The sequence below is a fragment of the Brevundimonas diminuta genome, from assembly GCF_050310045.1.
GTDB classification, from domain to species: Bacteria; Pseudomonadota; Alphaproteobacteria; order Caulobacterales; family Caulobacteraceae; genus Brevundimonas; species Brevundimonas diminuta_F.
In genome coordinates this window covers 1,172,647-1,197,890 of sequence record NZ_CP190005.1, presented here as the reverse complement: position 1 = coordinate 1,197,890, position 25,244 = coordinate 1,172,647, and the positions used below count along the sequence as shown (strand labels likewise).

The following is a 25,244-nucleotide window of genomic DNA, read 5'->3' as shown; positions in this document are numbered from 1 at the left end:
AGCGAGCCGTCTCGTTCGCCTCAGTGACGACCCGCAAACGGTCGTTTTCAGGAGGCGTGACCCCAGAGCTACAGGGCGCTTCGGAGACATGATGCTGATTGGCTATGCGCGCGTGTCCACGGCGGACCAATGCGCCGATCTGCAACTCGACGCCCTGAGGGCTGCGGGTTGCGAGCGTGTGTTCATGGAAAAGGCATCCGGTGCGTCGCGAGACAGGTCGCAGTTGAAGGCGGCGCTGCGGGCATTGAAGCCAGGCGATAGTCTGGTGGTCTGGAAGCTCGACCGGCTGGCTCGTTCCATCCGCCAGCTCATCGACACCATCGAACGCCTGGAACATCGCGGCATCGGCTTCAAGAGCCTGACCGAAGCCATAGACACCACCACCTCATCAGGGCGGCTGGTGTTCCACATCATGGCGGCGATGGCTGAGTTTGAGCGCTCGATCATCCGCGAGCGCACCTTGGCTGGTCTTGCCGCTGCTCGGGAGCGTGGTCGCGTCGGTGGACGCCGCAGGAAGCTATCGGATTCCGACCTCATACGAGCGCGGCAAGCTCTTCAGATGGGGACCAAGGTGTCCGAGGTCGCCAATCAGATGGGGGTTGCAAGCTCGACTGTGTATCGCATCAAGAACAGTAGAGACAATTTTTATTGATAAACGATATGTTGTTATGTTAAACACATGCCAACACTAACAAGTGAGGGATTGTGAAAGAAGAATTCAAAAGATTTTCTGCTAACGGAAAAGAATATGTGGATGACGGAGTTCAATCTTTTGAGGTTAGAAATGGTAAAGTCGATGAAGATCCTGTTGAGGAAGATCTAAACTGGGCCTATGTGAGCTCGACCGAAGTTTCGACCATCAAGAACGGACCACTGTTAAATGACAGGCATTATACCAGTTATGTGGTAATGAAAAATGCCGAAAGCATTCATGTTATCGGGCACCCAAGTGAAATATTAAGAATGGTGCAAGATCACGTGAAGATGTTTAAGAATGGAGAGTCTGGAATTGTAGCGCTTGACCCTGTTGATAGGGTGCATAGCTTCCCTGACTATTTACAGGGAAAACTGCCAAAATTTGATCCACGATTTGGCTAGGATGCCCAGTTCACGGACCCGCGCGCCAACACTTGATTGATATAGTTCCAGTTCGGCAGATTTGCGGCTTCCGATCTTAGCAATACGCACGGCTCTGGCGTGGTCTCGCTACGAACGATCAGCATGGCGCTGGCGGTGGGAAGCGATCCCGAGGAACCAACGATGACCGCGCCTTGGGCATGTGAGAGAACATTATTGGACTTGGCAAGTCTCGACAGAATGAAAATGAACGGCGCGCCTGTCCCCTCGATTTTTCCAAGAAAAAATGCGTTTCCCGCGTACGGAATGATTGAGCCCGTGACGTGACCCCCTGAATCTCCTCCAGGAATAGCTAGAGTCCGCCCTAACGAAGGACGGACAGAATGAAGCGATCAAGGTTCACAGAAGAGCAGATCATCGGGATTCTGCGGGAGCAGGAGGCCGGTGTGACGACGGCGGAGGTGTGTCGGCGTCACGGGGTCAGCTCGGCGACCTTTTACAAATGGAAGGCCAAGTTCGGCGGGCTCGACGTGTCGGAGGCTCGGCGGCTGAAGACGCTTGAAGACGAGAACGCCCGGCTCAAGCGGATGCTGGCGGACGCGATGCTGGACAACGTGGCCCTGAAGGACCTGCTGGGAAAAAAGTGGTGACGCCCGCCGGTTGGCGCGAGGCGGCTGGTCATCTGCAGGCCGCCTACGAGTTGAGCGAAAGGCGGGCGTGCCGTGCTCTGGGCGTCGATCGGACGAGCGTGCGCTATCAGGCGACGCGGCCGGACGACGGCGCCCTGCGCGACCGGTTGAAAGCCCTCGCCCAGGAGCGTCGCCGGTTCGGCTATCGCCGCCTGCACGTCCTGCTGCGGCGCGAGGGCCATGCGGTCAACAAGAAGCGGGTCCAGCGGATCTATCGCGAGGAACGGCTGACGGTGCGCCGGCGCGGCGGGCGGAAGCGAGCGATGGGCACGCGGCGACCGCTGGACCTGCCGCTGGTCGCCAATCAGCGCTGGTCGCTGGACTTCGTCGCCGACCAGATGACGGACGGGCGGCGCTTGCGCATCCTGACGGTGATCGACAACTGCACCCGCGAATGCCTGGCGCTGGTGGCCGATACCTCGCTGTCGGGCGCGCGAGTGGTGCGGGAGTTGGACGCCGTCATCCGGCAGCGGGGCCGACCGGACACCATCGTCAGCGACAACGGCACGGAATACACTTCGAACGCCGTCCTGGCCTGGGCCGACGACACCGGCGTCGGCTGGCACTACATCGCACCAGGCAAGCCCCAGCAGAACGGCTTCAACGAGAGCTTTAACGGGCGCCTGCGTGACGAGTTGCTGAACGAGACGCTGTTCCGCTCCCTGCCGCACGCCCGCGCGGTGCTGGAGGTTTGGCGGCGCGATTACAACGAGAGGCGACCGCACTCGAAACTCGGCTGGCTGACGCCGCAGGCCTACGCGCACACCCTTGCTGGAAACGTCGGGCGGTCTGCTGCGCTGGTTGAGGGCTGCGCAGGCCGCCCTATTGCCAACCCAGCCAACCTCTACTCAGATCAACCTCGGACTCTCGTTATGGCTGGATGAGAAACGGGGGTCACGTCACATGGAAGGGAAATCGCCCGACATGCACTCGGATTCAGGCGCGGAATAATAAGCCGCCAGATCATCGCCGCGCGTCGGCCTCTCCCCAAAAACCTCATACCAGACGCCCCCGCCGTGAGCCTATGCGCTCGCGACGCGCGGGCGCGCGCGAGACGCCCATGAACACACCCGCATACCCTTCTGCCTTCGACCCCAATCGCCACCTGCACCACTTCGACGGCCTCGACCTTACCCACGCCGAAAAGCTCGATCTCATTGAGACCGTTCGCCAGATGATGGAGGGCTTCGTTGACGCCGCCTTCGGCACGCATTCAGAGCAAATTGCTAGGGATATCGAGCGCAAACATCGTGCAATTACAAATTGTAAAGAGGTAAAATCAAACAACGATATTCGTAATTCATTCAACGCAAACAACGCGGGCGCAAGCCTCGCGGGAAAGATTGATCCATGAAAGCAAAGGAGATCAAAAAGGCGCTCATCTACTGCCGTGTGTCGAGCGCCAAACAACGCATCGAAGGCCACGGCCTTGAATCTCAAGAGACCCGCTGTCGCCAGTATGCGCAGGCGCGCGGCTATCAGGTGATCGAAACCTTCAAGGATGAGTTCACCGGCGCATCAACCAAACGTCCCGGCATGTTGGCCTTGCTGAAAACGCTCAAGGCTGCACGCGGCGAGACCTATATCGTCATCATTGATGACATCTCACGTCTCGCGCGATCTGTCGAAAGCCATATTGAGCTTCGCAGCGCGATCACGCTTGCGGGCGGCATTCTGGAATCTCCGAGTGTCGAGTTCGGGGATGATGCCGACAGCGAGTTGCAGGAGTTTATCTTGGCGACCGTGGCTCAACACCAACGGCGCAAGAATGCCGAACAGGTGAAGAACCGGATGACCGCTCGCGCCCTCAACGGCTACTGGGGTTTTCAAGCGCCTGTGGGCTATCGCTATGCCAAGGTTTCCGGTCACGGGAAGCTTCTGGTGAAGGATGAGCCTTATGCCTCCTACCTCAAAGAGGCGCTCGAAGGTTACGCCTCGGGGCGCTTCCAAACCCAGGCAGAAGTCATGCGCTTCCTGATGGCGCAGCCTGAGTGGGCCAACTCCACGGCCAGCAAGCTGCATTCTCAGGCCATCTCCAACATCCTGACCCGGGTGATTTATGCGGGCTACATCGACATCCCCGATTGGGGTGTGACGATGCGCCAGGGCCAGCATGAGCCGATCATCTCGTTCGAGACGTTCCAGAAAATCCAGAAGCGTCTGACGGAGGGCGCGAAGGTGCCTGCGCGCCTGAATATCAAGGATGACTTCCCGCTGCGCGGTTTCATCAAGTGTGGTGATTGCGGCATGGCGATGCAGGGCATCCACGCCAAGGGCAGAAGCAAGCACTACAATTACTATCTGTGCATGCACAAAGGCTGTTCGCAGTACGGCAAGTCCAGCAAGCAGGAGGTGGTCGAGGAACAGTTCGCTGACCTGCTCAAGGCCATGCAGCCAAGCTATGCGCTGTTCGCGGTTGCGCGCGACACGCTTTGCGACCTGTGGCGGGCGCGACTGGCGGCCAGCACGACGCAGCGGCGCTCATTGGAATTGGAGTTGAGCAAGCTCGACAGGGGCATAGCCCAACTGGTTGACCGCATCGTCGCTTGCGAGAGCGACAGCCTCGTCAAAACCTATGAGGCGCGCATACGAGAAATGGAAACCCGCAAGGTCGAGATAAGAGAAAAAGCGGCCAATCTCGGAAAACCGAAGAAGGACTTTCCTGTAATTTTTAAAACCGCCATGAGATTTCTCGCAAACCCTTATAATATATGGGCTTCCGGGGAGATGATTTATCGGCGGATGGTGTTGAAACTGGCCTTTGCAGACCGCGTGACCTACTTGCGCGGCGAAGGCTTTAAAACCGTCGATACAGCCTTACCATTCAAGATGTTAGGGCAGTTTCAGGCGGGAATAAAAGAGATGGTGGACGCGACAGGGATTGAACCTGTGACCCCCTCGGTGTGAACGAGGTGCTCTCCCGCTGAGCTACGCGTCCGCTCTGGAACGGGGCGGTCAGTGACTGCGCCGTCGGGAGGCGGGGACATAGCGTGGCCCTTCGGCCCACGCAACCCCAAATGCCGGAACCTCGCAAGAAGAGTCTGTTATCCAACGATGGTTTCGCACGCAGACGTCCGTTAACTCTCACAAGGCTGGCCTCATGCGCTTGTCGCAGCTTCATACAGGGGCGATCCAAGCCTTGCGCCGTCCGCGCAATGTGTGAATATGAGGTCATCTTCAATTTTGGGGGAGTTCAGTAAATGGTTCAGCCGGTCGATCAGGCTCAGGAAATGGTTTCGGACTGGGTCGAGGTGACGCAGACCATGATCGACGACTTCGGTCGCGCGACCCTGGATAACGATCCGTTCCACAACGATCCGGAATGGGCGAAGGACAACACCCCCTATGGCGGAACGATCGCCTTCGGTTTCCTGACGGTGTCGCTGCTGACCCATCTGGCCGCCAACGCCATCGAAGGCGCCGGTGGAAACTTCAAGCCTGCGGGCGGCTACTTCCTCAACTACGGTTTTGACCGTATGCGTCTGGTGGCGCCGGTCCCGACGGGCAGCCGCGTGCGCGGTCGTTTCGTCAAGGGACCGGAGCATACGGACGACGCCGGGCGCGTGCGCCGCTCAATGGACGCCGTTGTCGAGATCGAGGGCGGCGAACGCCCTGCCCTGGTGGCGACCTGGCTCAGCGTCTGGGTGCCGGACAGCGCGATGGAAGAGAGAGCCTGATGTCCAGCGTTCAGCAGCGGTTGATGCCTTCCATGACGACGTCGGTGGCAGGAGATGCCCCGCTGCTGACGCTGATTTCCGACTACCCAGCCTGGTATGCCGACAAAACACCGGACGCACCGGCGGCGACCCAGGACGGTCAGGTTCTGACATGGACGGAGCTGGCGCACGATGTCGACGCGCTGGCCCGCGCCATGATCGAGGCCGGCATCAGCAAGGGCGACCGCGTCGCCATGCTGGCGCCGCCCTCCCCTGACTTCCTGACCGTGTTCCTGGCCACCGCAGCGATCGGCGCCATCTGGGTCGGGCTGAACCCGCGCTATCGCCATGAAGAACTGGCCTATGTGGTGCAGGACTGCGCGCCATCGCTGATCATCGGTCGGCGCCGCGTGGCGGACCGGGACTATGTCAAGGATCTGGAGATACTGGCCGCCGAGGCCTCGGCCGATCTGGTCCTGATCGGCGAAGACGAACTGGATGCGCGCGCCCATCTGCCGCTCGGCGCCTATGTGGCCCAGGGCGCGACGGTTTCAGCCGAAGCCCTGGCTGAGCGCAAGGCCTCTGTCACGACCCGCGATCCCTGCCTGATCGTCTACACCTCGGGCAGCACCGGCAAGCCGAAGGGCGCTGTCCTGCATCATGAAGGGCTGATCCTGCCCGCGCTCGAACAGGGCGAGACGATGCGCGGCGAGCCGCTGTGCATGCTGAACTACCTGCCGATCAATCACATCGGCTGCGTTGGCGACATCACCGCCCTGGTGCTGGTCAATGGCGGCAAGCTGGCCTTTCTGGAACAGTTCGACGTCGAGACGGGCCTGAATGTCATGGCGTCCGAGGGCGTCACCCTGTGGGGCACGGTGCCGTCCGTGTTCGAGATGACGGTGGCGCATCCGGCTTTCGCTCAGGCGGACCTGTCGGCGGTGCGACGCGTGTTCTGGGGCGGCGCCGCCATGCCAGCGCCCACAATCAAGGCGCTGATGCCCGTCGCGACCTGTATGGGCACCAACTATGGCCTGACCGAATCCTGCGGTCCCATCACCGCCACTGGCGACATGACTGTCCAGAACGAGAAAGACATCGCCTTCGCCACCGCATCGGTCGGCCTTCCCACACGCCACTATGAGGTTCGACTGCGCGCCGAAAACGGGGCGTTGGTGCAGAACCCCGGCGTCGACGGCGAGATCGAAGCCAAGGGCGCGCCGCTGTTTCTCGGTTACTGGAACCGTCCTGACGCCACGGCCGAAGCCTTCACCAAGGACGGCTGGTTCCGCACCGGCGACGTCGGCGCCTGGCTGGAAGACGGGCGCCTGCGTATCACCGGCCGCCTGAAGGAGATGTACAAGTCCGGCGGCTACAATGTGTATCCGCGCGAGATCGAGATCGCCCTTGAGACGCACCCGGCCATCACCGAGGCCGCCGTGGTCGGGATCGCCGATCCGGTCTGGGGCGAGGTCGGCGTCGCCTTTGTCATCGCGCGCGGCGAAGTTGACGAAGCTGAGCTTCAGACCCATTGCCGCCACCGCCTGGCCAACTACAAGGTTCCCAAACGCTTCGTGATCGCGCCGGACCTTCCGCGTCTGCCGGTCGGCAAGGTGGACAAGATGGCGCTGCGCCGTCTGGCGCTGGAGGACTGATGGACGCCGCTGTCGAGACGACGAACGCCGTGGAGCAGGAAAAGCCCCTGCGCCCTCGCCTGCTGGCCGGATATGGTCTGGCCAATATCGGGCTGGCCTGTTTCCTGATCACGCCGCAGCTGCTGCTGCTTTACTTCCTGACCGACACCCTGGCGGTGCCGGCGGCGACGGCGGGCGTGGTTCTGCTATTGCCCAAGATCTGGGAGGTCGTGTTCGACCCGGTCGTCGGCCTGTGGTCGGATCGACTGCGCGGTCGGATGGGGCGACGCTGGCCGCTGATGGCGGCAGGCGCGGCCCTGTTCCCTCTCGGCTTTGCGGCCATGTTCGCCCCGCCGACGCATCTGACGGGCTTTAACGCCGTGATCTGGGTCATGGCGGCCTATATGGCGGCGACGACGGCCTACGCCCTGTTCTCAATTCCTTACGCCGCCATGCCGGGCGAGATTTCCCGACGCCAGCAGGACCGGACGCGTGTCGTGGCGTGGCGTGTCGGCTTTCTGGCGGTCGGCCTGATGATCGCGGGCGGCCTGTCGCCACTGCTGGTCGACATGGCCGGCGGCGGGCGGCCCGGTTATGCCGTCATGGGGATGCTGCTGGCCCTGATGGCGGGCGGCGCCCTGCTGGGTTCTTTGCGCGCGATCTGGAAGCTACAGGACCGCAGCCGCGATTTCGGCACGCCGCTTAAGCCCGTCAAGGCGCTGGCCGCCGGGGTGCGGGCCACCCTCGGCAACCCGGCCTATCGCTTTCTGTGGATCGGCTACGCCTTCCAGACGGTCGCCATGGGGGCCCAGTCGGCGATGATGCCCTATGCCGTCACCTATCAGATTCAGGCGTCATCCGGCGTGCTGGCGCAGTTGTTCGTAGCCGGCGCGATCGTTCAGGTCGCGGCCATGCCCCTGTGGGTCAAGATCGCCGACCGCTGGGGCGCGACGCGCGCCGCCATCGGCGCCGCCGGGGCCTACGCCCTGGCCACGCTGGGCTATGTGTTGTGCGGACCGGGCGATGTGGCGCTGGCGACGGTCGTTGCAGCGCTGGCGGGACTGGGTCAGGCCGGGTGCTATGTCCTGCCCTTCGCCCTGATGCCCAGCGTGGTCGCCGCCCGCGATCAGAAGGAAGCTGAGGCCAACCTCGGCCTGCTCACCGCCGTCTGGGTGTCGGGCGAGAAGCTGGGGCTGGCGCTGGGCGGTGCGGCTGCGGGCGTTCTGCTGGGACTGGCGGGCTATGTATCCGGCGGTCAGGCGCAGCCTGAGTCGGCGCTGAAGGCCATTCCCCTGCTGTTCGCGGCAGGTCCGGCCCTGATGCTGGCGTGCAGCGCGCCGCTGATGCTGATGCTGGACCGGTTGCGTCGCCGTCAGGGGAGACCGCTTTAAGACGCTAAATGTTTCAAGGGAATGCGCCGCCGTCAGGCGGCGCTTCCGGCTGCCGAGTGCGTTGCGCGCGACAGGAAGGCCGCCAGCCGCAAGGCCGCTTCGGGCAGTTTCTCGTCGCCGACATAGTCGTTGATCGGCGCGTCGCCATAGGTCAGCTGGTGCCAGACCACGGTCACGGCGTCGGCCAGAACGTCATCGGCGTCCGCCCCCATGCGCGCCAGCACCTCAATGAAGGATTCGTCCGGCAGGACGATCATCTTGCGGGCGATTTCATCGGCCATGGCGACCAGCATATAGCCCGCCAGACGCACCGCATCCGGGTCGCCGTCGGCACGTCGCCGCTGGATGCTTTCAGCCACAAGCTCGGCCCAGCGGCGGTTGATCTTCTGGGTGATCTGCAGAAACTCGGGCACATAGTTCCCGACCTGGAAGATGCACTTCATCAGGCCCGGATTTTCACGGCAGACACGGAACCAAAGACGGTTGGTCGAGCGGATGCGCGCAAACGGAGTATCACCCGTGGCCAGCGTCATCGCCTTGCCGACATAGTCGTCGAAGAAGCGGTTCAGCGCCTCTCCGGAAATCTCGGTCTTGTCCTTGAAGTAGACATAGAAAGAGCCTTCGGCGACCTCGGCCTGCGCGGTGATGTCGCCTACGCGCATGGCGTGATAGCCGCGCTCTTCCAGCACCTGAGCCGCTGACAACAGGAGACGCGCGCGCGTGCGCTGTCCCTTCAACCGGGGCGGATTATCCCGCAACTCGGCTGCCAGATAGGAAGTATAGCTCTGCAGTTCCATCAACGCCCCGTCGACGACGAGGTCGGATCACGCCCCAGCCCGCCGCTCAGATCAAGTAGGGACGGCGCCGGATAAATCCGACGCCGTCAGCCCCCTTAGTAACGCAAACGAAGATAGACGCCAGCGGAGCGGGGCTCGCCCATCGACACCCGGTCCATGCCAAGGGCCTCCAGGTTGACGATGCCGCGCTGATAGACCTCGTCCGTCAGGTTGCGCGCCCACAGGCCGACCTCGGTCTTGCCGTCCGGCAGAGCCCAGCCCAGTTCGCCGTTTACGGTCCAATAGCCGTCCTGGCTGAGGCGCTCGACGTTGCCCGAGCTGAAGTAGAACTTCGAGCGATACGACCCCGACAGGGTCATCAGCAGGTCGCCCTTGTCCGCCAGGCTGTGCTGATAGGACACAGCCCCGTTGAAGGTGAACTCCGGCGCGGTCGGCAGGCGATTGCCCGAGAAGTCCTCTCCGACCGAGATGTAGTTCTTGTATTCGCTGTCCAGCACGGCGGCGCCCAGCGAGATATCCAGTCCCTTCATCGGCGCAACGGTCAGCTCGATCTCTGCGCCCTTGATGACGGCGTCCGAGGCGTTGTCCAGGATCGGCACGCTGGTCGGGCCGCGCACGACGTAGCTGTAAACCTGCAGGTCCTGATAGTCGTAGTAGAAGGCCGCCGCGTTCAGGCGCGCGCGACGCCCGAACAGCTCGCTCTTGAAGCCGATCTCATAGGCGTTCAACACTTCGTCGTCATACGGACCGAGGTCCTGAATGTCGGTGATCATGCCGCCCGCAAAGCCGCCGCTCTTGTAGCCGCGATTATAGCTGACATAGGCGCGCGAGTTGTCGCTGAGATCGTAGTTCAGCACGGCGCGGCCCGAGATGCTCTCGAACGACTTGGAGCCGTGGAAATCGACCAGGGTCACGCCCGCCTCGGTGAAGCGGCTGTGATAATCCATGGTCTTGTCGTCACGCGACCAGCGCAGACCCGCGACCAGCGACAGGCGCTCGGTCAGCTTGTAGTCGACCTCGCCGAAGACGGCGTAGCTCTCTGTCTTCAGATCGTGCGGATAATAGACGCTGCCCACGCCCATGGCGACGCCGGTCATCGGATCCGGCAGGGTGTTCAGCAGATCAAGGCCGATCTCGAACGTGTTGGCCGACTTCAGGCTGTCGTTCATGTAGAAGACGCCCGCGACCCAGTCGAAGCGGCCGCCGCTGTTTGACTGCAGGCGGAACTCCTGGGTGAACTGGTCCTGATCGACGCGGTAGAAGCCCTTGATCAGTTTGTTCGGACCGGAATCCGTGTTCTCATCGTCGCGGTGGCGGGCGTTGACGAAGCCCGTGACCGACACCAGCGACACCTTGCCCAGCTCGACCGTCGTGGTGACGTCGGCGTTGAACAGCTTCAGCCGGTCGCGACCTTCCATCGAATAGTCGCCAGCATAGGGGTCGCCGTCGGTATCGACGTAGCCCAGTGCGTCGGTGCAGGCCGAAGTGCCATAGAAGGCGGGCAGGCACCAGCCGTCGGCCCCCGTGGCCTCAGCCGTATTGGGGATCAGCCCCCTCGCCTGCCCCTGCAGGGCGCCGTTGCGGCTGTTGCCGCCGCCGACGTGGGCCAGAACCTCAACCCGGTCGTTGGGCGTATAGAGCAGCGACAGACGCGCAGCCCAGCGATCGGTGTCGTTGACGTTGTGTCCCGTCAGACGGTTCTTCGTATAGCCGTCGTCGCGGACATAGTTGGCCGCCGCACGGAAAGCCAGAACGTCCTCGATCACCGGGCCGCCGACGCCGCCTTCCAGCTCCAGCCGCTCGCGCGAGCCGTAACGGGCGGTCATGTCAGCCGTATAGTAGTCCGTCGGGCGACGGCTGGTGATGTTCAGGGCGCCGCCCGTGGTGTTGCGGCCGAACAGCGTGCCCTGCGGCCCGCGCAGCACTTCGACCTGCGACAGGTCGAAGAAGGAATCCAGCTGCATGATCGACGAGCCGCGGATCACGCCGTCCACATAGACGGCGGTCGGGCTGGGATTGGTCGGGTTGAAGTCGTTCGATCCGACGCCGCGGATATAGACCTTGGGCGCCACGGAAGAATCGCCGCCGTGGACCTGAAGCCCCGGCGCCAGACCGCTCAGTTCCAGAACGTTGTTCACATTCATCCGGTCGAGATTTTCGCCCGAATATGCGGTAATGGAGATCGGCACGTCCTGCAGATTCTGCGCGCGGTGGCGCGCCGTCACGACAATGTCGCCAACGGTTGCGACATCAGAGGCCGCGTCCGACTGGGCGTGCGAGGTCTGGACTTGTGCGGTCTGGGCCTGGGCGTTCGCGGCAAAGGCGAGCGCCACAGTGCATACGGCTCCGAACAGGCTGGTCTTGTTCACGCTTCTTCCCCTAGAATGCCTCTGACTGTCATTTTAATTAAATATGAGGCCAGATTCATATACGCCTCATTCGAGCATTTCTGTCAATGCAACCTACAGGGTCGGATACAGGCCCGCCGATCAACTTGACCGGCGAAATCCATAAGGCATTGATCAACACGCGAAAAGTGTATCGTCACAAAAGACACACGTCGTCGATTTTTTAATAAGCGATGGCGCTGGCCGAGCGCTCGATACCCGGCCGCAGATTATGCATTTACAGCGTGTTCTTGTGAACGCGCCCGGCCTTTATGATCAGCTTCATGGTGCGATCCGGCTCGGCGATGATCGAAACATCCGTCAGGGGGTCGCCCTCGACCACCAGCAGATCGGCATAGGCGCCCGCTTCGATCCGCCCCAGTCTTGCCGGGTATGGATTACGCGGGCCGGACATGTTCAGAAGCTCGGCGTTGCCGCCTGTCAGCAGGCGCAGAACCTCCGCATCGCCATACCAGCGCGCGAACTTGGCCAGTTGACGGCCCTGTGTGGTCGCGCCTTTCGGGCTGAACAGGATGTCGGTGCCCAAGGCCATTTTGACCTTGTGCTTGCGTCCCCATTCCACCGCCATCGCCGTGCCCTGGGCGATGGCCTGCTGCTGGGCGCGCTGCTCGGCTGAGGCGTAAACATTGGCGTCTTCATCCGCCAGGAACGGCTGGATGCTCCACCATGCCCCGGCGTCGGCCATGCGCCGCACGGTTTCCTCATTGGCCAACTGGCCGTGCTCGATGGACTTCACGCCCGAGGCGATCGCGCGCTGGATGCCCGCCGACGTATAGGTATGGGCGCACACATAGACGCCCCAGTCCGTCGCCGCCGACACCGCCGCCTTCATTTCGGCCTCGGAATACTGCAGCGCATCGACCGGGTCGTAGGTCGAGGCGACGCCGCCGCCCGCATGGATCTTGATCTGGCTGGCGCCCAGCATCAGTTGCTCGCGCACGCGGCGCAGAACCTCGGCTTCGCCGTCGGCGATGGCGGCGATGCCCGCCTGCTCTCCGACGCTGAGAGGACTCTGCGAGGTGCGCGGCAGATCCGTCCGCATCCGGAAATCGCCATGGCCCGAGGTCTGGGAAATCATCGCACCCGAGGGATAGATGCGCGGACCGGCGAAACGCCCCTCATCAATCGCGCGCTTCAGGGCGAAGCTCGGCCCGCCCATGTCCCGCACGGTCGTAAAGCCGCGCATCAAGGTCCGCTCGGCTTCCTGAGCGGCGACCAGATGAAGATAGGGAATGTCGGCGGTCATCGCCGCCATCTGGGAAATGCCGACCAACATGGCGTGCCAGTGCGCGTCGATCAGACCAGGCATCAGGACACGCCCGCCGCAGTCGACGACATCGGCGTCCGCCACGATCTCTCCGGCCGGGACAAGGGCCTGAATACGATCGCCGACGATCAGAACATTGCGTCCCTCGATCAGACGCGCGCCCTGCCCGTCAAATATCCTGACGTTGGAGAGCAGCCGCGGCTTCGCGGCGTCCTGCGCAAAGGCCGGCAGCCCCGCCGCAGCGAATCCCGCCGTCGCCCCTGCCAGAACGGCCCGCCGAGACATTCCCTCCATACGCGCCAGCAGCTTCTGCGCCTGCGGGCTGTGGCAGGCGCAGCCTGCCCCATGATGCAGACTGCGTGTCTGTGAGACGCCCCCGAACCAGGTTTTCACAGCCCTATCCTCATCCGTCGCGCGGCGAGCGCCGCAGTTGAAACGATAAAAACAGTTACGCTAGACGTAATCCACAGGGCAGACGAAATTCTGAACAGATACAGCTCTGGCGAAGCGCAGGAAGCATCTCCGGCTTCTGGAAAAAGCTGGGTGACAATGACGACGTCGCTCGCAGACCTCCTGCGCGGCCAGACCTGCACCGTCAGGAACGCGAAGCGCATATGGACGGTATATGGCTTCGCCGTCTTCAGCGGGATCGCCGACCAACATCCTGAAAAGGAAGTGGTACGCCCCCCCGGGCTCGAACCGGGGACCCTCTGATTAAAAGCCAGATATATTTCTGTTTGTTTTCAAGCGGGTAATGCAAAATAGACTGTATATGTTTCGGCGGAGTTGGAGTGCGCCAGCACCCCTATCCGGCTACCGTGACGAGACCCCTCTCGTCCTAGAAGGCACCCGGGACCGTGAAGACGAAACCTCAGGACTGAACCGCGGACACGCATGCTTGCCATCCCAGACTAACCGAACGATGCTAGGCGAAGTGTGGGGGAGAGATTCTGTGGGTTGCTGGCAGCATCTAGATCGAAATATCGGCGCGTCATGGCTCAACCCAGGTGCGTCATTCTTGGTCGCACCTAACGACGGTCCGCCACCTTTAACTCGTCCTTTGCCTTCAGTTATGCATTAAGCCGTCATGGCAAGCGTGAACCCTGAAGTGCTGGCGTGGGCCCGAAAGACGGCAGGTCTTTCGGAAGAGCAGGCCGCTGCCCGGATCGGCCTAGGCGATACCAAAGTCATGAACCGCGCTGATCGCATCGCCGCGCTCGAGGAAGGAGCAATCGAGCCGACGCGCGCCCAGCTGGTAAAAATGGCTGCTGCCTACCGTCGTCCGCTAGTCGCTCTCTATATGGCCCGCCCCCCCGTCGATGCTCCCGCAATCGAGGATTATCGCACACTCCCCGATCGGGAACCTGATGGATCGGAAGGCACGCTTAAAGCCCTCGTTCGGGACATTCGCGCACGTCAGGAAGTCGTGAGAGACCTTCTGAAAGACCTAGAGGTGCCAGAACTGACTTGGGTAGGGTCGATTGCCCAGGGTCCAGTCGAGCAGGCCACGCAGCGTATCCGGCGAATTCTCGGTTTTGAACTGACCGATTTCCGCAACCAGCGGACTCCTGAACGGGCTTTTGAGTACTGTCGGCGGCTGACTGAGGCCCAAGGCTGTTTTGTGTTGCTGGTCGGCAACCTTGGCAGCCACCATACCAATCTTCCCGTCGACGTCTTTCGAGGCTTTGCCCTAGCCGATGCCCAAGCACCCTTTATCGTAATAAATGATCAGGACGCTAAGGTCGCTTGGTCGTTTACCCTTCTGCACGAACTCACTCATATCGCTCTAGGCGCGACGGGGATTAGTGCGGGCTTTGGTCAAAGCCAGATTGAACGTTTTTGCAATCAGGTCGCCAGCGCTTTACTTCTTCCTGAGAACGAATTGGAAGACATTCGAGTTGACGATCGTGGCATCGACGATCTCGCGACGGAGATCGGAAGGTTTGCCGGCACCCGCCTAATCAGTCGCCCCCTAGTGGCCTATCGCCTCTATACTGCAGGCAAGCTGACATTTCCTCAGTGGAACGAACTGAACGACACTTTTGCTGCATATTACCGCCAAGCCAAACAGGCGGCTACGGAGAAGCAAAAGGGTGCTCCCGACTATTATACCGTCCGGCGGCATCGCTTGGGCAGCGCCCTCCTGAGTCTCATCGAAACAACTATGGCTGAAGGTATGGTCACTCCGGTCCGCGCTGGAAAGGTGCTCGGCGTGAAGCCCCGCAATGTCGGCCACCTGCTTGCGGAGAGAGCCGCATAATGCACCTCATCGACGCGAACATACTGATCACAGCCCACAACAATTACTATCCGACCAACCGTGTTCCAGAGTTCTGGAGCTGGGTGCTTCACCATGCGGAGCATAATCGAATAAAAATGCCCGTTGAGATGATCGAAGAAGTGCAAGGCGGTACAAGCGACGCCGAGAAAGATCTTCTCTATGAGTGGCTACAGCAACCCGGTGTCGCCGACACTCTTCGCTTGGACGAAGAAGTCGATCTAGACGCGCTAAACGAAATCCTGAGCAATGGCTACGCCAACGATCTGAATGAAGTCGAGATCGAGGCGATTGGGCGCGATCCCTTCATAATGGCCTACGCATATAAGGATCCCCAAGTGCGCTGCGTTGTCACAAACGAGGTGCGTAGGCCGAGCGCACAACGCGCAAACCGGAAAATCCCAGATATCTGTGACAGGTTCAATTTACAGAGCTGCAACGCCTTCAAGTTGATCCGGAAGCTGGATTTCTCCACGTCCTGGGCCTGAAGCGGCTCTGCCTGCAAGGATTTGCAATGGGCTAGAGTGGGCACGTTCACCTCTTGGCCTCCATGCAGGCTTGGCTCAGCGCCTCACGATCTATGCAATGACTCCGACACACAAAGCCCGCGGGCGAGGCGGGGGGAAAAGCGCGGCGTTTGGGGGCGCGGCGGGCCGGGGCGCCTTGGGCGCCTCAGCGGGGTGGCCGCGCCCTATTCTGGCCAGACCCGGCGCACCGTCAGGGTGCCGGCCGGGCACGGAGCGAGCATCAGGTCCTGGGCGGCCGACAGGTCTAGCCAGTGGACGCCGGCCTCCGGAGGCAGCAGCACGATCTGACGGTCATGATAGGGCGCGACGTCCGGGCCGGGCTCGGTCGTTAGCATGGCGAATGCGCCATCCTTGACGATGCCCAGGATCCAGAACCACGGCTGGCCGGCCATGGTGAAGAGCCACTTCGTCTTCTTGCCCTGGACCTTCGGCTCGGTGAACTCATAGAAGCCGTCGGCCGGGATCAGGCAGCGCGTCGAGCCCTCAAAGGATCGGCCGTCCGATCGGAAGTTGAACACCGGCCGCCCTGTCGGCGCCTTCCACGCCCAGGGCGCCATCTCCAGCAGCGGGCCGTCCTCGCCCGCCACCACGATCGGCGCGCGATCGCCGATGCGATAATCGCCCGGCTCGAGGTTCGGCCGGCTCAGAGGCATGATCAAGGTGCGGCCCAGCGCGGTGAACGGCGTCGCCAGCTGGTTCGCCGGTACGTGGAGGCGATAGTTGTTGCACACCCTGGCCTACTCCCTGCGGGTCGCGGACTCAGCCCGAGGCCCCGCCTTATGTTCCCTCTCGAACTTGGCCTTGTAGCGCGCTTCCGCCCTCTGGAGCGCCCTGGCCTGATCCTCGCGCTGGCCGTCATCCCAGGCTCGAGGCCTCAGCGGCACCATCAGAAGCTTCTGGCCGGTCATGCCGTCGCGTCGAGAAATCTCGATCGCGCGCGGATAGACGCCGCATGTTCGGCACCGAAAGCGCAACTCCTGGAGATGATCATCCGCCAGGCGCGCGCCGATGCGCCAGACGTCCATCTCCCGCGACACGCGGCATCCCTCGCAGAAGGCGGACAGGACGATATCGCGCCACACGACCAGGTCGCGCGCGGTCACGTTCTCGGCGATCCATTCCTCAATGCGGCAGCTGCGCGGTCATCTCAGCCTCGCTCCGCCAGCCGTTCGAACAGAGCCCTGCCCTTGGCCGCCGCCTCGGGCGAGATCCGCGCCAGCTCAGCTGCAACCCTGGCCTGCATGTTCAGCAGCACCGGATCCGCGCGCGCGGCTTCGCCGTGCTGCCAGATGGCCATCAATGCGCCGAGCGCCCTATCCTCGCGCGTCGGCATCGTCTTCGGCGGCGCCTGCCGCCCTTCGTTCGTTTGCATGGTGCAGCTCCAGACCAGCTGACCGACCCGACGCCGCTCTAGGGCGCCGGGCCGTCACGGCTCAAGCTGTTTGTTCTTCATTTGTTCCACACCCTGCGCCGGGCTGTGGAGAAGGGTCAGCCGCCGCCGGTTATGATCACCTCTCGCGCGGCCGCGGCGCCCCTTCCAGCCAGCCCGTAGTGGGTCCCGACGCTTTCGATCTCGAATGCAGCGAAGATCTCGCGCACCTCCGGCCGGTCGTTCAGCGACAGGATGAACCGCCCTTTCAGGCCGGCCAGTTGCTCGGCCATCGCCGCGAACTGCTCGCGGCCGAAGCCGTCGCCATAGTCGCCCTCGCACCCGAAATAGGGCGGGTCGAGATAGAATAGCGCCCCGGGCCGATCGTATCGGCCCATGAAGACCGACCAGTCCAGGTTCTCGATCGTCACGGCTTCCAACCGCGCGGCCGCCGCCAGTAAATCCTCCGTCACCTGGCCGGATCGCCAGCGCGCCGGCCCATCCGTCCGAACGCCGAAGCTCTGTCCCCTCACCTTCCCGCCGAAGGCCAGCTTCTGCAGCTGGATAAACCGCGCGGCTCGCTGCAGGTCCGTCAGCGTCGACGGGTCCGTCCGCATCAGCAGATCGAAGTCCGCCCGACAGGCGAAGGTCCACGCCGTCAACTCGGTCAGCGCCGCCGGATGCGCCCGCATGCAGCGGAACAGGTTCGCCACCTCGCCGGACCAGTCATTGACGATCTCGCACTTCGGCCGGCTGCGGCGCCGGAAAAACACCCCGCCCATCCCGACGAAAGGCTCGGCATACAGCTCATGCGGCGTGGCCTCGATCATGGCGCACAGGCGCCGGGCAAGGTTCCTCTTTCCGCCGATGTAAGGGGCGACCGGGCGCACAGGCTTCACGGTTCTAATGGACGTTGCAAACATTCTCGACTCAACAGCTATTTGCGCCCGCCGGTCTGGCCGGTGGCGGGGCGAATGGGGCGTGCACCCCCTGACGTGCTGAGTTCCGGCTCGGCGGCTTGGGTGCGCTAACACCCCGGCCTCCGCCTCATTTCCGCGAAAGCCGAGGCTGCTGTCCGCCACCCAAGCTGTTCGGCAAAGCCTGCCTTCTTGTGCGGGGCGGACCCGACCACAGCTCAGGCTGTCGACGGCTCCCTCGGCTTGAACCGCACCACCTCCTGCCCCAGCCAGTCGTTGATCGCCAGGAACCGCTGCTGCAGCGGCTGAATCTCGTTGCGATAGAAGACGGCGTCCGCCTTCTCGACATCGCCGAACCCGCCGGCGTTCGCGGGAATGACGCCCAGCAACTGCGGCGGTACCCGGTGCGCGGCCAGCACGTCGTCCCGCGTCGTGTTCTTGATGCCAACGAACTCATCCTTCGCCGCCGCCTCGCCGGGATGCAGCAGCTGCAGGCTGTCCTTCTTGCCGTTCGGCAGATGAACGAACATCGACCTGAAGTTGCCGACGCCCTTGGTGTTCTTCATGGCTTCGCGCAGCGTCTTGGCGTCTTCCTGGGTCAGGCCGCCCTCGCCCACATACATGATGAACCCCGCATGGGCGCCGTTGATGTAATAGCGACGGCGGAACAGCGTCGCGCCTTCGTTCAGGAAGGCCGACTGCAGCGCGCTCAGATATTCCGGCACGCCATAGATTTCCTGATCCAGCCACGGCTGCATGCCGTGAAAGACGGCGCCGGTCTTGAACCAGTGTTCCTTCATGAAGCCCGACAGGAAGACGAAACGGCCCTCCTCCACCCCGCGCCGCGTATATCGCGCCAGGCTGCGCTTCAGCTTCATCGGCCGGCCGGCGATATTGTCGACCCGCTCGACGTAGAAGTTGGCCAGAACCAGCTGATCCAGCGCCAGCCCCTCGAACGTCTGCCGGTCCAGCAGGGGGTGCGGAATGAAATCGCGCAGCAGCTGGTTGATCTTCACGCGAAACGCCGAGGAATGGTGCGAGGTGACGTTCCCCGCCTTCGACAACACGTCCAGCGGCAGCGGCGGCTGGTAATACCGTCCATACAGGCCCGAAACCTCCCAACAGTCCAGGCCGTCCAGTAGCTCGCGCCGGTTCAGCACCGGCTCGGCGTCGCCCAGGGCGAAGGCCGTCGGCCCGCTCTCGACCACGCCCTCAACAGGTTCGGCCGGCGCGGCGGCAGCCAGGGTCTCAGTCGTCATCGCCGAAAATCTCCACGGTGGATGATCCGCCGTCCGCCCCGATGGCGGCCTCGATCGGTTCATTGAACAGGCATTGCAGCAGCGCCCAGGCCAGATCGGCGTGGCCGCTGGTCTTGGTGCGGCCGGCTTCGTATGTGACCTTGCGACCCGACGCGGTCAGGGCCCGGCGGATGGCCATCAGCGCCCCGGCCAGATCCTTGAAGTCGTGGTCGAACTCCAGGCGGTGCTTGGTGATGACGTCCAGCGCCTTGTAGACCATCTGGGCTTTCAGCAGCGCGTCGTACTGGTGCCCCGTCACTGTCGGGAAGAAGGTCTTCACCAGCTGATAGACGGCGTCGCCGATCCCGGTCTTGTCGATGTCGATCTTGGTGACGCGATACCGCTTCGTATATTTGCGGATCACCTCGGCCTGTTCATCGAACCGGCTGCCCTTGAACGACTTGCGCTCAATGACCCGGAACTTGCCGCCCGGTGTCGATGGCGGCGCCACGATGACCAGCGCCGCCGCATCCGCGTTTTCGCCGTCGCCGTTGGGGTCATAGGACAGCCAGACCTCGCCGGCGTAGGGCCGGCCGGCTCCAAGCAGAATCCGCGCCCGGTCCACGTCCGGCCAGGCCTCGACCGGGTCGACCATGCACGGCGTCAACATCGCCATCGGAAACACCGACAGGGTGTCATCGACGAAGGCACACATCAGCAGGTTTTCGAACTCGGGGACGGAATACTCGTCGCGCAGCTCGTCCAGATCGAACAGGTCGCAGCCCAGGCGCTCTGCGTCCTCGATCGTCACCATGTGGCGCCAGATATTGTCCGCGCCCATCAGGCCGTCTTCGTTCAGCGCCGCCCAGCTGACATCGAACGCCTCACGCTTGTCTTTCGAGCGCCGCTTGTTCCACTCCTCGCCGGTCCAGAACTTGTAGGCGTCGTGCGTGACTGACGACGGCGTCGAGAAGTAGGTCTTCCGATACCGCTTCTGCATCGCCATGCCGCTGGCGACCTTCTTCAGGGTGTCGAAGCCGTAGACCCAGAAGAATTCGTCGAAGTAGAAATCCCCGTGATATCCCTGCGCCGTGCGCGCATTGGTGCCCAGGAAGATCAGCTCGGGCTGCTCCAGCGGCTTGCCGTCCTCGCCTTCGCCGCGATCGATCACGATCGGATCGCCGGTCAGCTCGACGCCGATCTCTTTCATGACGAAGGCGCGGATATAGCCCTTGAAGACGTGCGCCTGGTTCTTCGACGCCGACAGGAAAATCTGGTTCTTGCCGGTCTCCAGCGCGACGATCAGCGCCTCCAGGGCGAAGTAGTAGGTCGCCCCGATCTGCCGTGACTTCAGGATTGCCCGATTGCGCAACTCGCGCTTCGACCACCAGATCGCCTGATAGCCAAACATCAGCTTCAGCAGGGCCGCCTTCAGCACCTCGACCTGGTCTGTCGTGATCCGGTTACGCTCCGGCTTCTTCTTCGGCCCGGCGTTGCGGTTCGCGACCTTCGGGTTCAGGTCGCCTTCATGGCCTCCCGGCTCCTGGTATCGGCGGATCCGCGCGAACCGCTCCGCCAGACGGCCCAGCAGGTCCAGCTCCTTGAAGTCCAGGCCGGTCTTGGCCGCCTTCATGGTCAGGGCGACGTACCGCGCCTCGGTGACGCCCTCCATCCGCTCCAGCGGCGAGGCGTCATCCCATTTGTCCCGGCTCTTCCAGCTGGCGATTGTGCCCTCTGGCTGATCCAGCAGCCTGGCGATGTCGACCAGGCGCCACTGCGACCAGTACAGGAACTTCGCCGCGCGCCGCTCATCCAGCATGGCCGCGACCGGAAAGCCGAACCCCCCGCACGACGCCAACAGCGCGCCCAGATCGTCAGGGCCGCCCGGGTCGGGCCCATCCTGCTTTTTCGGCTTCTGTCTCATGCCGGCGGACGCTACCCGCGCGACCCCGCCCGATCTGACGCCTCCCTGTGGTCAGGTCCGCCCCGCACAACAGCCGCGCCTTGAGAATGACGGCCGCTCGGCGGTGATCTGCACTCCTCACTCGCTGGTCCGCCCGTTCGCCCAGCAAAACGCCCTGCAGATCGCCCGAGGCTCCATGTCGAAGAAGCGCACCACCAAGTTCACCCGCGTCGCCGTCGCCGGCCTGACGGCCTCGGACGGCCGCACGATCGAGCCGCAGTGGCTGCGCGACATGGCGGCCACCTACAATCCCAAGACCTACACCGCTCGCCTGAACGTCGAGCACTACCGCAACGCCTCCGCCACCGGCCCCTTCCCGGCCCTGGGCGACGTGATCGCCCTGAAGGTTCAGGAAGACGACATCGAGATCGGCGGCAAGACCGAGAAGCGCGTCGCCCTGTACGCCCAGATCGAGGGCAATGAGACGCTGCAGGGCTACGTGGCCGCCGATCAGAAGAAGTTCACCTCCATCGAGGTCGAACCGAACTTCTCCGGCTCGGGCAAGGCCTACCTCATGGGCCTGGCCGCCACCGACAGCCCGGCGTCGCTGGGCACCGAGGCCCTGCAGTTCTCGGCCCGCACCGACGACGCCTACGCCAAGCAGCTGAAGGCCGATCTGGACGCGCGCAAACAGCACGAAACCTGCCTCTTCTCCGCCGCCTTCGAAACCCGGATCGAGTTCGCCGATCAGGCCGACCCGACCGCCGAGGCGGACACCCTGATCGACCGCATCGTCGCCCGCTTCACCAAGGCCCTGCCGGCGTCCGAACCGGTCACGCCGACGGCGCCGGAAACGCCCGCCGCCCAGCCCGACCTGACCGCCCTGACGACCGCCTTCACCGACGGCCTGAGGGAGATGGGTCAAAGCTTCACCCAGGCCCTGGCCCAGGCGTCGCAGGATTCAAGCGCCCGTTTCGCCAAGCTGGAAAGCGAATACGCCTCCCTCAAGTCGGACATCGAGGGCACGCCCGAGCGCGCCTACACCGCCCGCCCGACCCACGCCGGCGGCGACGGCCGCGAACTGGCCGACTTCTAAGCTCGCCCCCGCCCGCGCGCCCCACGCCCTCGCCCTCACGCCCGCCCCTTCACGGAAACCCTCCCCGATGCGCAACGCAACCCGCGAACACTTCAACGCCTATCTGGACCGCCAGGCCGAACTGAACGGCGTCGACCGCTCGACGGTCCGCGACGGCAAGGCCTTCTCGATCGAGCCGTCCGTCCAGCAGAAGCTGATCGAGAAGCAGCAGGAGTCTTCGGGCTTCCTGAAGCAGATCAACATCGTCCCGGTCCCGGAACAGTCGGGCGAAAAGCTGGGCCTGGGCATCTCCGGCCCGCTGGCCAGCCGTACCGACACCACCCAGGCCGATCGTGAAACTGTCGATCCTGGCACGCTGGACAGCGACAAGTTCCAGACGCGCCAGACCAACACCGACACCCATATCCGCTACGCCAAGATCGACTACTGGTCGAAGTTCAAGGACTTCCAGCCGCGCATGTCGTCGGCCATCACCCAGCAGTCGGCCCGCGATCGCATCATGATTGGCTTCAACGGCCGCACGGCGGCGGCCACCACCAACCGCACGACCAACCAGCTGCTGCAGGACGTGAACATCGGCTGGCTCCAGAAGATCCGCCTGAACCGCCCCACCCACGTCTTCGCCGAAGGCGCCAAGGAAGCCGGCAAGATCATCATCGACCCGACCAACGGCGACTACCGCAACCTCGACGCCCTGGTCTACGACGCCATCCATTCCTTCCTGCCGGAATGGGCCAAGCACGACGGCGGCCTGAACTGCATCGTCGGCGACGGCCTGCTGCATGAGAAGTATTTCCCCATGGTCGATCGGGAAGAGAAGCCGACCGAGCGCCTGGCCCTGGACGTGCTGATGTCCAAGAAGGAGCTGGGCGGGCGATCGGCCGGCCGCGTGCCCTTCATGGTCCCCGGCGCGATCCTGATCACCCCCTTCGACAACCTGTCGATCTACGAACACGAAGGCACCCGCCGCCGCACCGTGGTCGATAACGCCAAGCGCGACCGGATCGAAACCTACGAGTCCGTCAATGAGGACTACGTGGTCGAGAACTACGACTTCGCCCTGCTGATCGAGAACATCCAGATCGGCGCCACCGCAGATCCGGGCCAGGGCGGCTGACGCCGCCCATCCCTTCCCTTTTTCCGGATCGTTTGAATGGACCCGATCATGAGCATCGCCGCCCAGGCCCGCGCCAGAGCGGAAGCCGAAGCCGCCGCCAGAGCTGACGCCGAAGCCGCGACTCAGGCCGCGGCCGTCAAAGCCCGCCCCCGACCGCTGAAGCCAGCCCTGACGCCGGCCCCTTCCGTGCCGGCCATGGCGCCGCGCCCGGCCTCGCCGGCCGCCCGCCAGCGCGCCTTCCTGATCGCCAGCAGCCGGGGCTCCATCCTGGCCGCCGCCGGCGTCGCCCTTCAGGAAGCCGGCGCCAACGACGACATCGACCTGTCCAGCGACGTCGCCAAGGTCGTCATGCAGCTTGAAGCGGACAAGCGACGCCTGAAGGAGATCAAGGCGACCGAGCGCAAGGTCGACGCCAAGCGTCTGATGCTGCCCTTCTATTCGGGCTGGCGCGACGGCGTGCTGGCCGCTCCGGCGGCGGACCTCGGCGCCGTGGCGTCGGTGTTCACCACCCTGATGGCCTGGACCATCGACGTGGGCGACTATCTGGCCGCCCTGCCCATGGTGGAATACGCCGTGATCAACAGGCTGGAGATGCCGGCCGGGTTCAACCGCGACCCGATCACCTTCGCGATCGACCAGATCGCTGAAGCCGCCATCCATGCCTTCGACCTGGGCGGCGACGCGGCGGTCGGTTTCGAAGCCGCCGCCCTGCCGATGCTCCAGGACCTGGTCGAGGACCACGACATCGACCTGCATGACGAGGTCGAGGCCAAGCTGCAGAAGGCCATCGGTCACGCCATCCTGGCGGGCGCGACGCCCGACGACGCGGCCGACCTGCGACAGCGCCAGGAACAGGCCCTGAAGGCCTATCAGCGCGCCTTCGAGATCAATGACCGCATCGGCCTGAAGAAGGCGATCGAGCGCCTGCAGCGGGACCTGAAGAAGACTGAGCCCGACACATCGGACGCTCCCCCGACCACGTCTACCGACACGCCGCCCTCTTCGGGCGGCTAACCCCCTCGCCCCCCGGCGCTCGGGGCGGGGCTGGTCCGACAACAGCGGGTTCGCCCGTCTGCAGCGTCCGGCCAGCCCCCCACCCCGTAGTCGGCGGGCGGCAACCACGAAGGGCCAGCAGGCGGCCAATCAGGAACCCCTAGCAACAGCGCCATGACTGGACCCTTCTCCCCCTCCTCGACCATCGCCCCGCCGTCCACGGCGACGCCGGCCGGCACGATCACAGGCGACGGCTTCTGGCCGGACTTGGACCTGGACGCCCTGCGCAAGGCCATTCGCGTCGACCAGACCGTGACCCCCGAACGCCTGCGCGATGTCGCCTGCTCCGCCATCCTCGACATCATGGTCGAACTGGCAGACTGGCGCGCCGAGCAACGCGCGCTGGGTCATGATCGCCTGCAGGATGTCCCCGGCCGCCATCAGGTCGACGGCCGGTCCGACTATCAGATCCGCTGGGTTCAGGCGGTCCAGGCCGTCGTCGCCGCCGACCTGGGCGACCGCCATCTCGGCCAGGCCGCGCGCTCGGCCGGCGTCGATCGGGCCGAGGAGTTCGCCATCGACGTCGATCTGCACCGACGCAACGTCACCTGGGCGGTGCGCGCCTTCCTGGGCCAGCCCCGCATCATCGCCGAGGTGATCTGATGGCCTCTCCCGGCGATCTGACGGTCGAGGCTCTGAACGGCGAAACCGTGGACGAACTCGTCTGGCGAACGCTCCGCCTCACCTCCCCCGCTGTCGAGCGCGTGCTCGACGCCAATCCTCACCTGGCCGACGCCGACACCTTCCTGCGTCACGGCGAGCGCGTGACGATTCCTGACCAGGCCCGACGCCCGCAGACCGCGCCCATGACACAGCTGTGGACCTGA

24 protein-coding genes and 2 tRNA genes are annotated in these 25,244 nt (G+C 63.5%); 15 read left to right on the top strand and 11 right to left on the bottom strand.

Going from position 1 to position 25,244, the window contains the following annotated elements:
• The first annotated feature begins 88 nt into the window (after positions 1-88).
• From ACORJG_RS05725 to ACORJG_RS05705, 5 genes are all read left to right on the top strand, one after another.
• Positions 89-652 carry a recombinase family protein gene (locus tag ACORJG_RS05725; RefSeq protein ID WP_427792299.1) on the top strand — a complete coding sequence of 188 codons (564 nt, stop codon included), beginning with the start codon at positions 89-91 and terminating at the stop codon, positions 650-652.
• 53 nt (positions 653-705) lie between these two features.
• On the top strand, positions 706-1,098 hold the full coding sequence (locus ACORJG_RS05720) for a hypothetical protein (RefSeq protein ID WP_427792298.1): 393 nt from the start codon (positions 706-708) through the stop codon (positions 1,096-1,098).
• Between the two features lie 362 nt (positions 1,099-1,460).
• A protein-coding gene (locus ACORJG_RS05715) for an IS3 family transposase (protein ID WP_427788494.1) occupies positions 1,461-2,650 on the top strand; the annotation gives its coding sequence in 2 pieces (ribosomal slippage) (positions 1,461-1,713 and positions 1,713-2,650; 1,191 coding nt in all).
• Between the two features lie 176 nt (positions 2,651-2,826).
• The gene (locus ACORJG_RS05710) at positions 2,827-3,120 is read left to right on the top strand and encodes a hypothetical protein (RefSeq protein WP_427792297.1); all 294 of its coding nucleotides are present in this window, start codon (positions 2,827-2,829) and stop codon (positions 3,118-3,120) included.
• Positions 3,117-4,673, top strand: coding sequence for a recombinase family protein (locus ACORJG_RS05705; RefSeq protein WP_427792975.1), 1,557 nt, complete (start codon positions 3,117-3,119; stop codon positions 4,671-4,673). Before ACORJG_RS05710 ends, ACORJG_RS05705 begins: the two co-directional genes overlap by 4 nt.
• Here ACORJG_RS05705 and ACORJG_RS05700 read toward each other — a convergent pair.
• Positions 4,630-4,704: transfer RNA gene (locus ACORJG_RS05700), tRNA-Val, on the bottom strand. The two genes, ACORJG_RS05705 and ACORJG_RS05700, sit on opposite strands and share 44 nt — an antisense overlap.
• Before the next feature lie 262 nt (positions 4,705-4,966).
• Between ACORJG_RS05700 and ACORJG_RS05695 the strand changes: the two genes are divergently transcribed.
• Genes ACORJG_RS05695 through ACORJG_RS05685 form a run of 3 tightly spaced genes read left to right on the top strand, consistent with a single transcriptional unit; the run spans position 4,967 to position 8,447 of the window.
• On the top strand, positions 4,967-5,443 hold the full coding sequence (locus ACORJG_RS05695) for a MaoC/PaaZ C-terminal domain-containing protein (RefSeq protein ID WP_427792296.1): 477 nt from the start codon (positions 4,967-4,969) through the stop codon (positions 5,441-5,443).
• Positions 5,444-5,475: 32 nt separating this feature from the next.
• Positions 5,476-7,077, top strand: a complete 1,602-nt coding sequence (locus tag ACORJG_RS05690; RefSeq protein WP_427792295.1) for a class I adenylate-forming enzyme family protein — start codon at positions 5,476-5,478, stop codon at positions 7,075-7,077.
• A complete protein-coding gene (locus ACORJG_RS05685; RefSeq protein WP_427792293.1) occupies positions 7,077-8,447 on the top strand; it encodes an MFS transporter in 1,371 nt (456 codons plus the stop codon). Before ACORJG_RS05690 ends, ACORJG_RS05685 begins: the two co-directional genes overlap by 1 nt.
• 32 nt (positions 8,448-8,479) lie before the next feature.
• Here ACORJG_RS05685 and ACORJG_RS05680 read toward each other — a convergent pair whose 3' ends face one another.
• From ACORJG_RS05680 to ACORJG_RS05665, 4 genes are all read right to left on the bottom strand, one after another.
• Positions 8,480-9,244, bottom strand: coding sequence for a TetR/AcrR family transcriptional regulator (locus ACORJG_RS05680; protein WP_427792292.1), 765 nt, complete (start codon positions 9,242-9,244; stop codon positions 8,480-8,482).
• Positions 9,245-9,339: 95 nt separating this feature from the next.
• On the bottom strand, positions 9,340-11,613 hold the full coding sequence (locus tag ACORJG_RS05675; RefSeq protein WP_427792290.1) for a TonB-dependent receptor: 2,274 nt from the start codon (positions 11,611-11,613) through the stop codon (positions 9,340-9,342).
• A 256-nt stretch (positions 11,614-11,869) separates the two neighbouring features.
• Positions 11,870-13,312, bottom strand: a complete 1,443-nt coding sequence (locus ACORJG_RS05670; RefSeq protein WP_427792289.1) for an amidohydrolase family protein — start codon at positions 13,310-13,312, stop codon at positions 11,870-11,872.
• A gap of 283 nt (positions 13,313-13,595) precedes the next feature.
• Positions 13,596-13,670, bottom strand: a tRNA-Ser gene (locus tag ACORJG_RS05665).
• Positions 13,671-14,006: 336 nt separating this feature from the next.
• Here ACORJG_RS05665 and ACORJG_RS05660 point away from each other — a divergent pair.
• Positions 14,007-15,179, top strand: a complete 1,173-nt coding sequence (locus tag ACORJG_RS05660) for an ImmA/IrrE family metallo-endopeptidase (RefSeq protein WP_427792288.1) — start codon at positions 14,007-14,009, stop codon at positions 15,177-15,179.
• Positions 15,179-15,685, top strand: a complete 507-nt coding sequence (locus ACORJG_RS05655) for a DUF4411 family protein (RefSeq protein WP_427792287.1) — start codon at positions 15,179-15,181, stop codon at positions 15,683-15,685. The genes ACORJG_RS05660 and ACORJG_RS05655 overlap by 1 nt, the downstream gene beginning before the upstream one ends.
• A gap of 203 nt (positions 15,686-15,888) precedes the next feature.
• Here the strand turns inward: ACORJG_RS05655 and ACORJG_RS05650 are convergent, their stop codons facing one another.
• The 6 genes from ACORJG_RS05650 to ACORJG_RS05625 all read right to left on the bottom strand — a co-directional run bounded on the left by ACORJG_RS05650 (position 15,889) and on the right by ACORJG_RS05625 (position 21,172).
• On the bottom strand, positions 15,889-16,455 hold the full coding sequence (locus tag ACORJG_RS05650) for an SOS response-associated peptidase (RefSeq protein ID WP_427792286.1): 567 nt from the start codon (positions 16,453-16,455) through the stop codon (positions 15,889-15,891).
• A 6-nt stretch (positions 16,456-16,461) separates the two neighbouring features.
• Complete coding sequence (locus ACORJG_RS05645) at positions 16,462-16,827, bottom strand: hypothetical protein (protein ID WP_427792285.1); 366 nt, start codon at positions 16,825-16,827, stop codon at positions 16,462-16,464.
• A 44-nt stretch (positions 16,828-16,871) separates the two neighbouring features.
• The gene (locus tag ACORJG_RS05640; protein ID WP_427792284.1) at positions 16,872-17,096 is read right to left on the bottom strand and encodes a hypothetical protein; all 225 of its coding nucleotides are present in this window, start codon (positions 17,094-17,096) and stop codon (positions 16,872-16,874) included.
• 116 nt (positions 17,097-17,212) lie between these two features.
• Positions 17,213-18,016: a DNA adenine methylase gene (locus ACORJG_RS05635; RefSeq protein ID WP_427792283.1), complete on the bottom strand. Its 804-nt coding sequence runs from the start codon at positions 18,014-18,016 to the stop codon at positions 17,213-17,215.
• A gap of 212 nt (positions 18,017-18,228) precedes the next feature.
• A complete protein-coding gene (locus tag ACORJG_RS05630; protein ID WP_427792282.1) occupies positions 18,229-19,269 on the bottom strand; it encodes a phage portal protein in 1,041 nt (346 codons plus the stop codon).
• Positions 19,259-21,172, bottom strand: coding sequence for a terminase large subunit domain-containing protein (locus tag ACORJG_RS05625; RefSeq protein WP_427792281.1), 1,914 nt, complete (start codon positions 21,170-21,172; stop codon positions 19,259-19,261). The genes ACORJG_RS05630 and ACORJG_RS05625 overlap by 11 nt, the downstream gene beginning before the upstream one ends.
• On the opposite strand from ACORJG_RS05625, the gene ACORJG_RS05620 reads away from it, so the two are divergent.
• The 5 genes from ACORJG_RS05620 (at position 21,171) to ACORJG_RS05600 (ending at position 25,244) form a co-directional block, all read left to right on the top strand.
• Positions 21,171-22,247, top strand: a complete 1,077-nt coding sequence (locus ACORJG_RS05620; RefSeq protein WP_427792280.1) for a GPO family capsid scaffolding protein — start codon at positions 21,171-21,173, stop codon at positions 22,245-22,247. The two genes, ACORJG_RS05625 and ACORJG_RS05620, sit on opposite strands and share 2 nt — an antisense overlap.
• Positions 22,248-22,314: 67 nt before the next feature.
• Entirely contained in the window at positions 22,315-23,364 is a 1,050-nt protein-coding gene (locus ACORJG_RS05615) for a phage major capsid protein, P2 family (protein WP_427792279.1), read from the top strand.
• A 48-nt stretch (positions 23,365-23,412) separates the two neighbouring features.
• The gene (gene gpM / locus ACORJG_RS05610; RefSeq protein ID WP_427792278.1) at positions 23,413-24,378 is read left to right on the top strand and encodes a phage terminase small subunit; all 966 of its coding nucleotides are present in this window, start codon (positions 23,413-23,415) and stop codon (positions 24,376-24,378) included.
• Between the two features lie 153 nt (positions 24,379-24,531).
• A complete protein-coding gene (locus tag ACORJG_RS05605; RefSeq protein ID WP_427792276.1) occupies positions 24,532-25,020 on the top strand; it encodes a head completion/stabilization protein in 489 nt (162 codons plus the stop codon).
• Positions 25,020-25,244, top strand: a complete 225-nt coding sequence (locus ACORJG_RS05600) for a tail protein X (protein WP_368933333.1) — start codon at positions 25,020-25,022, stop codon at positions 25,242-25,244. Before ACORJG_RS05605 ends, ACORJG_RS05600 begins: the two co-directional genes overlap by 1 nt.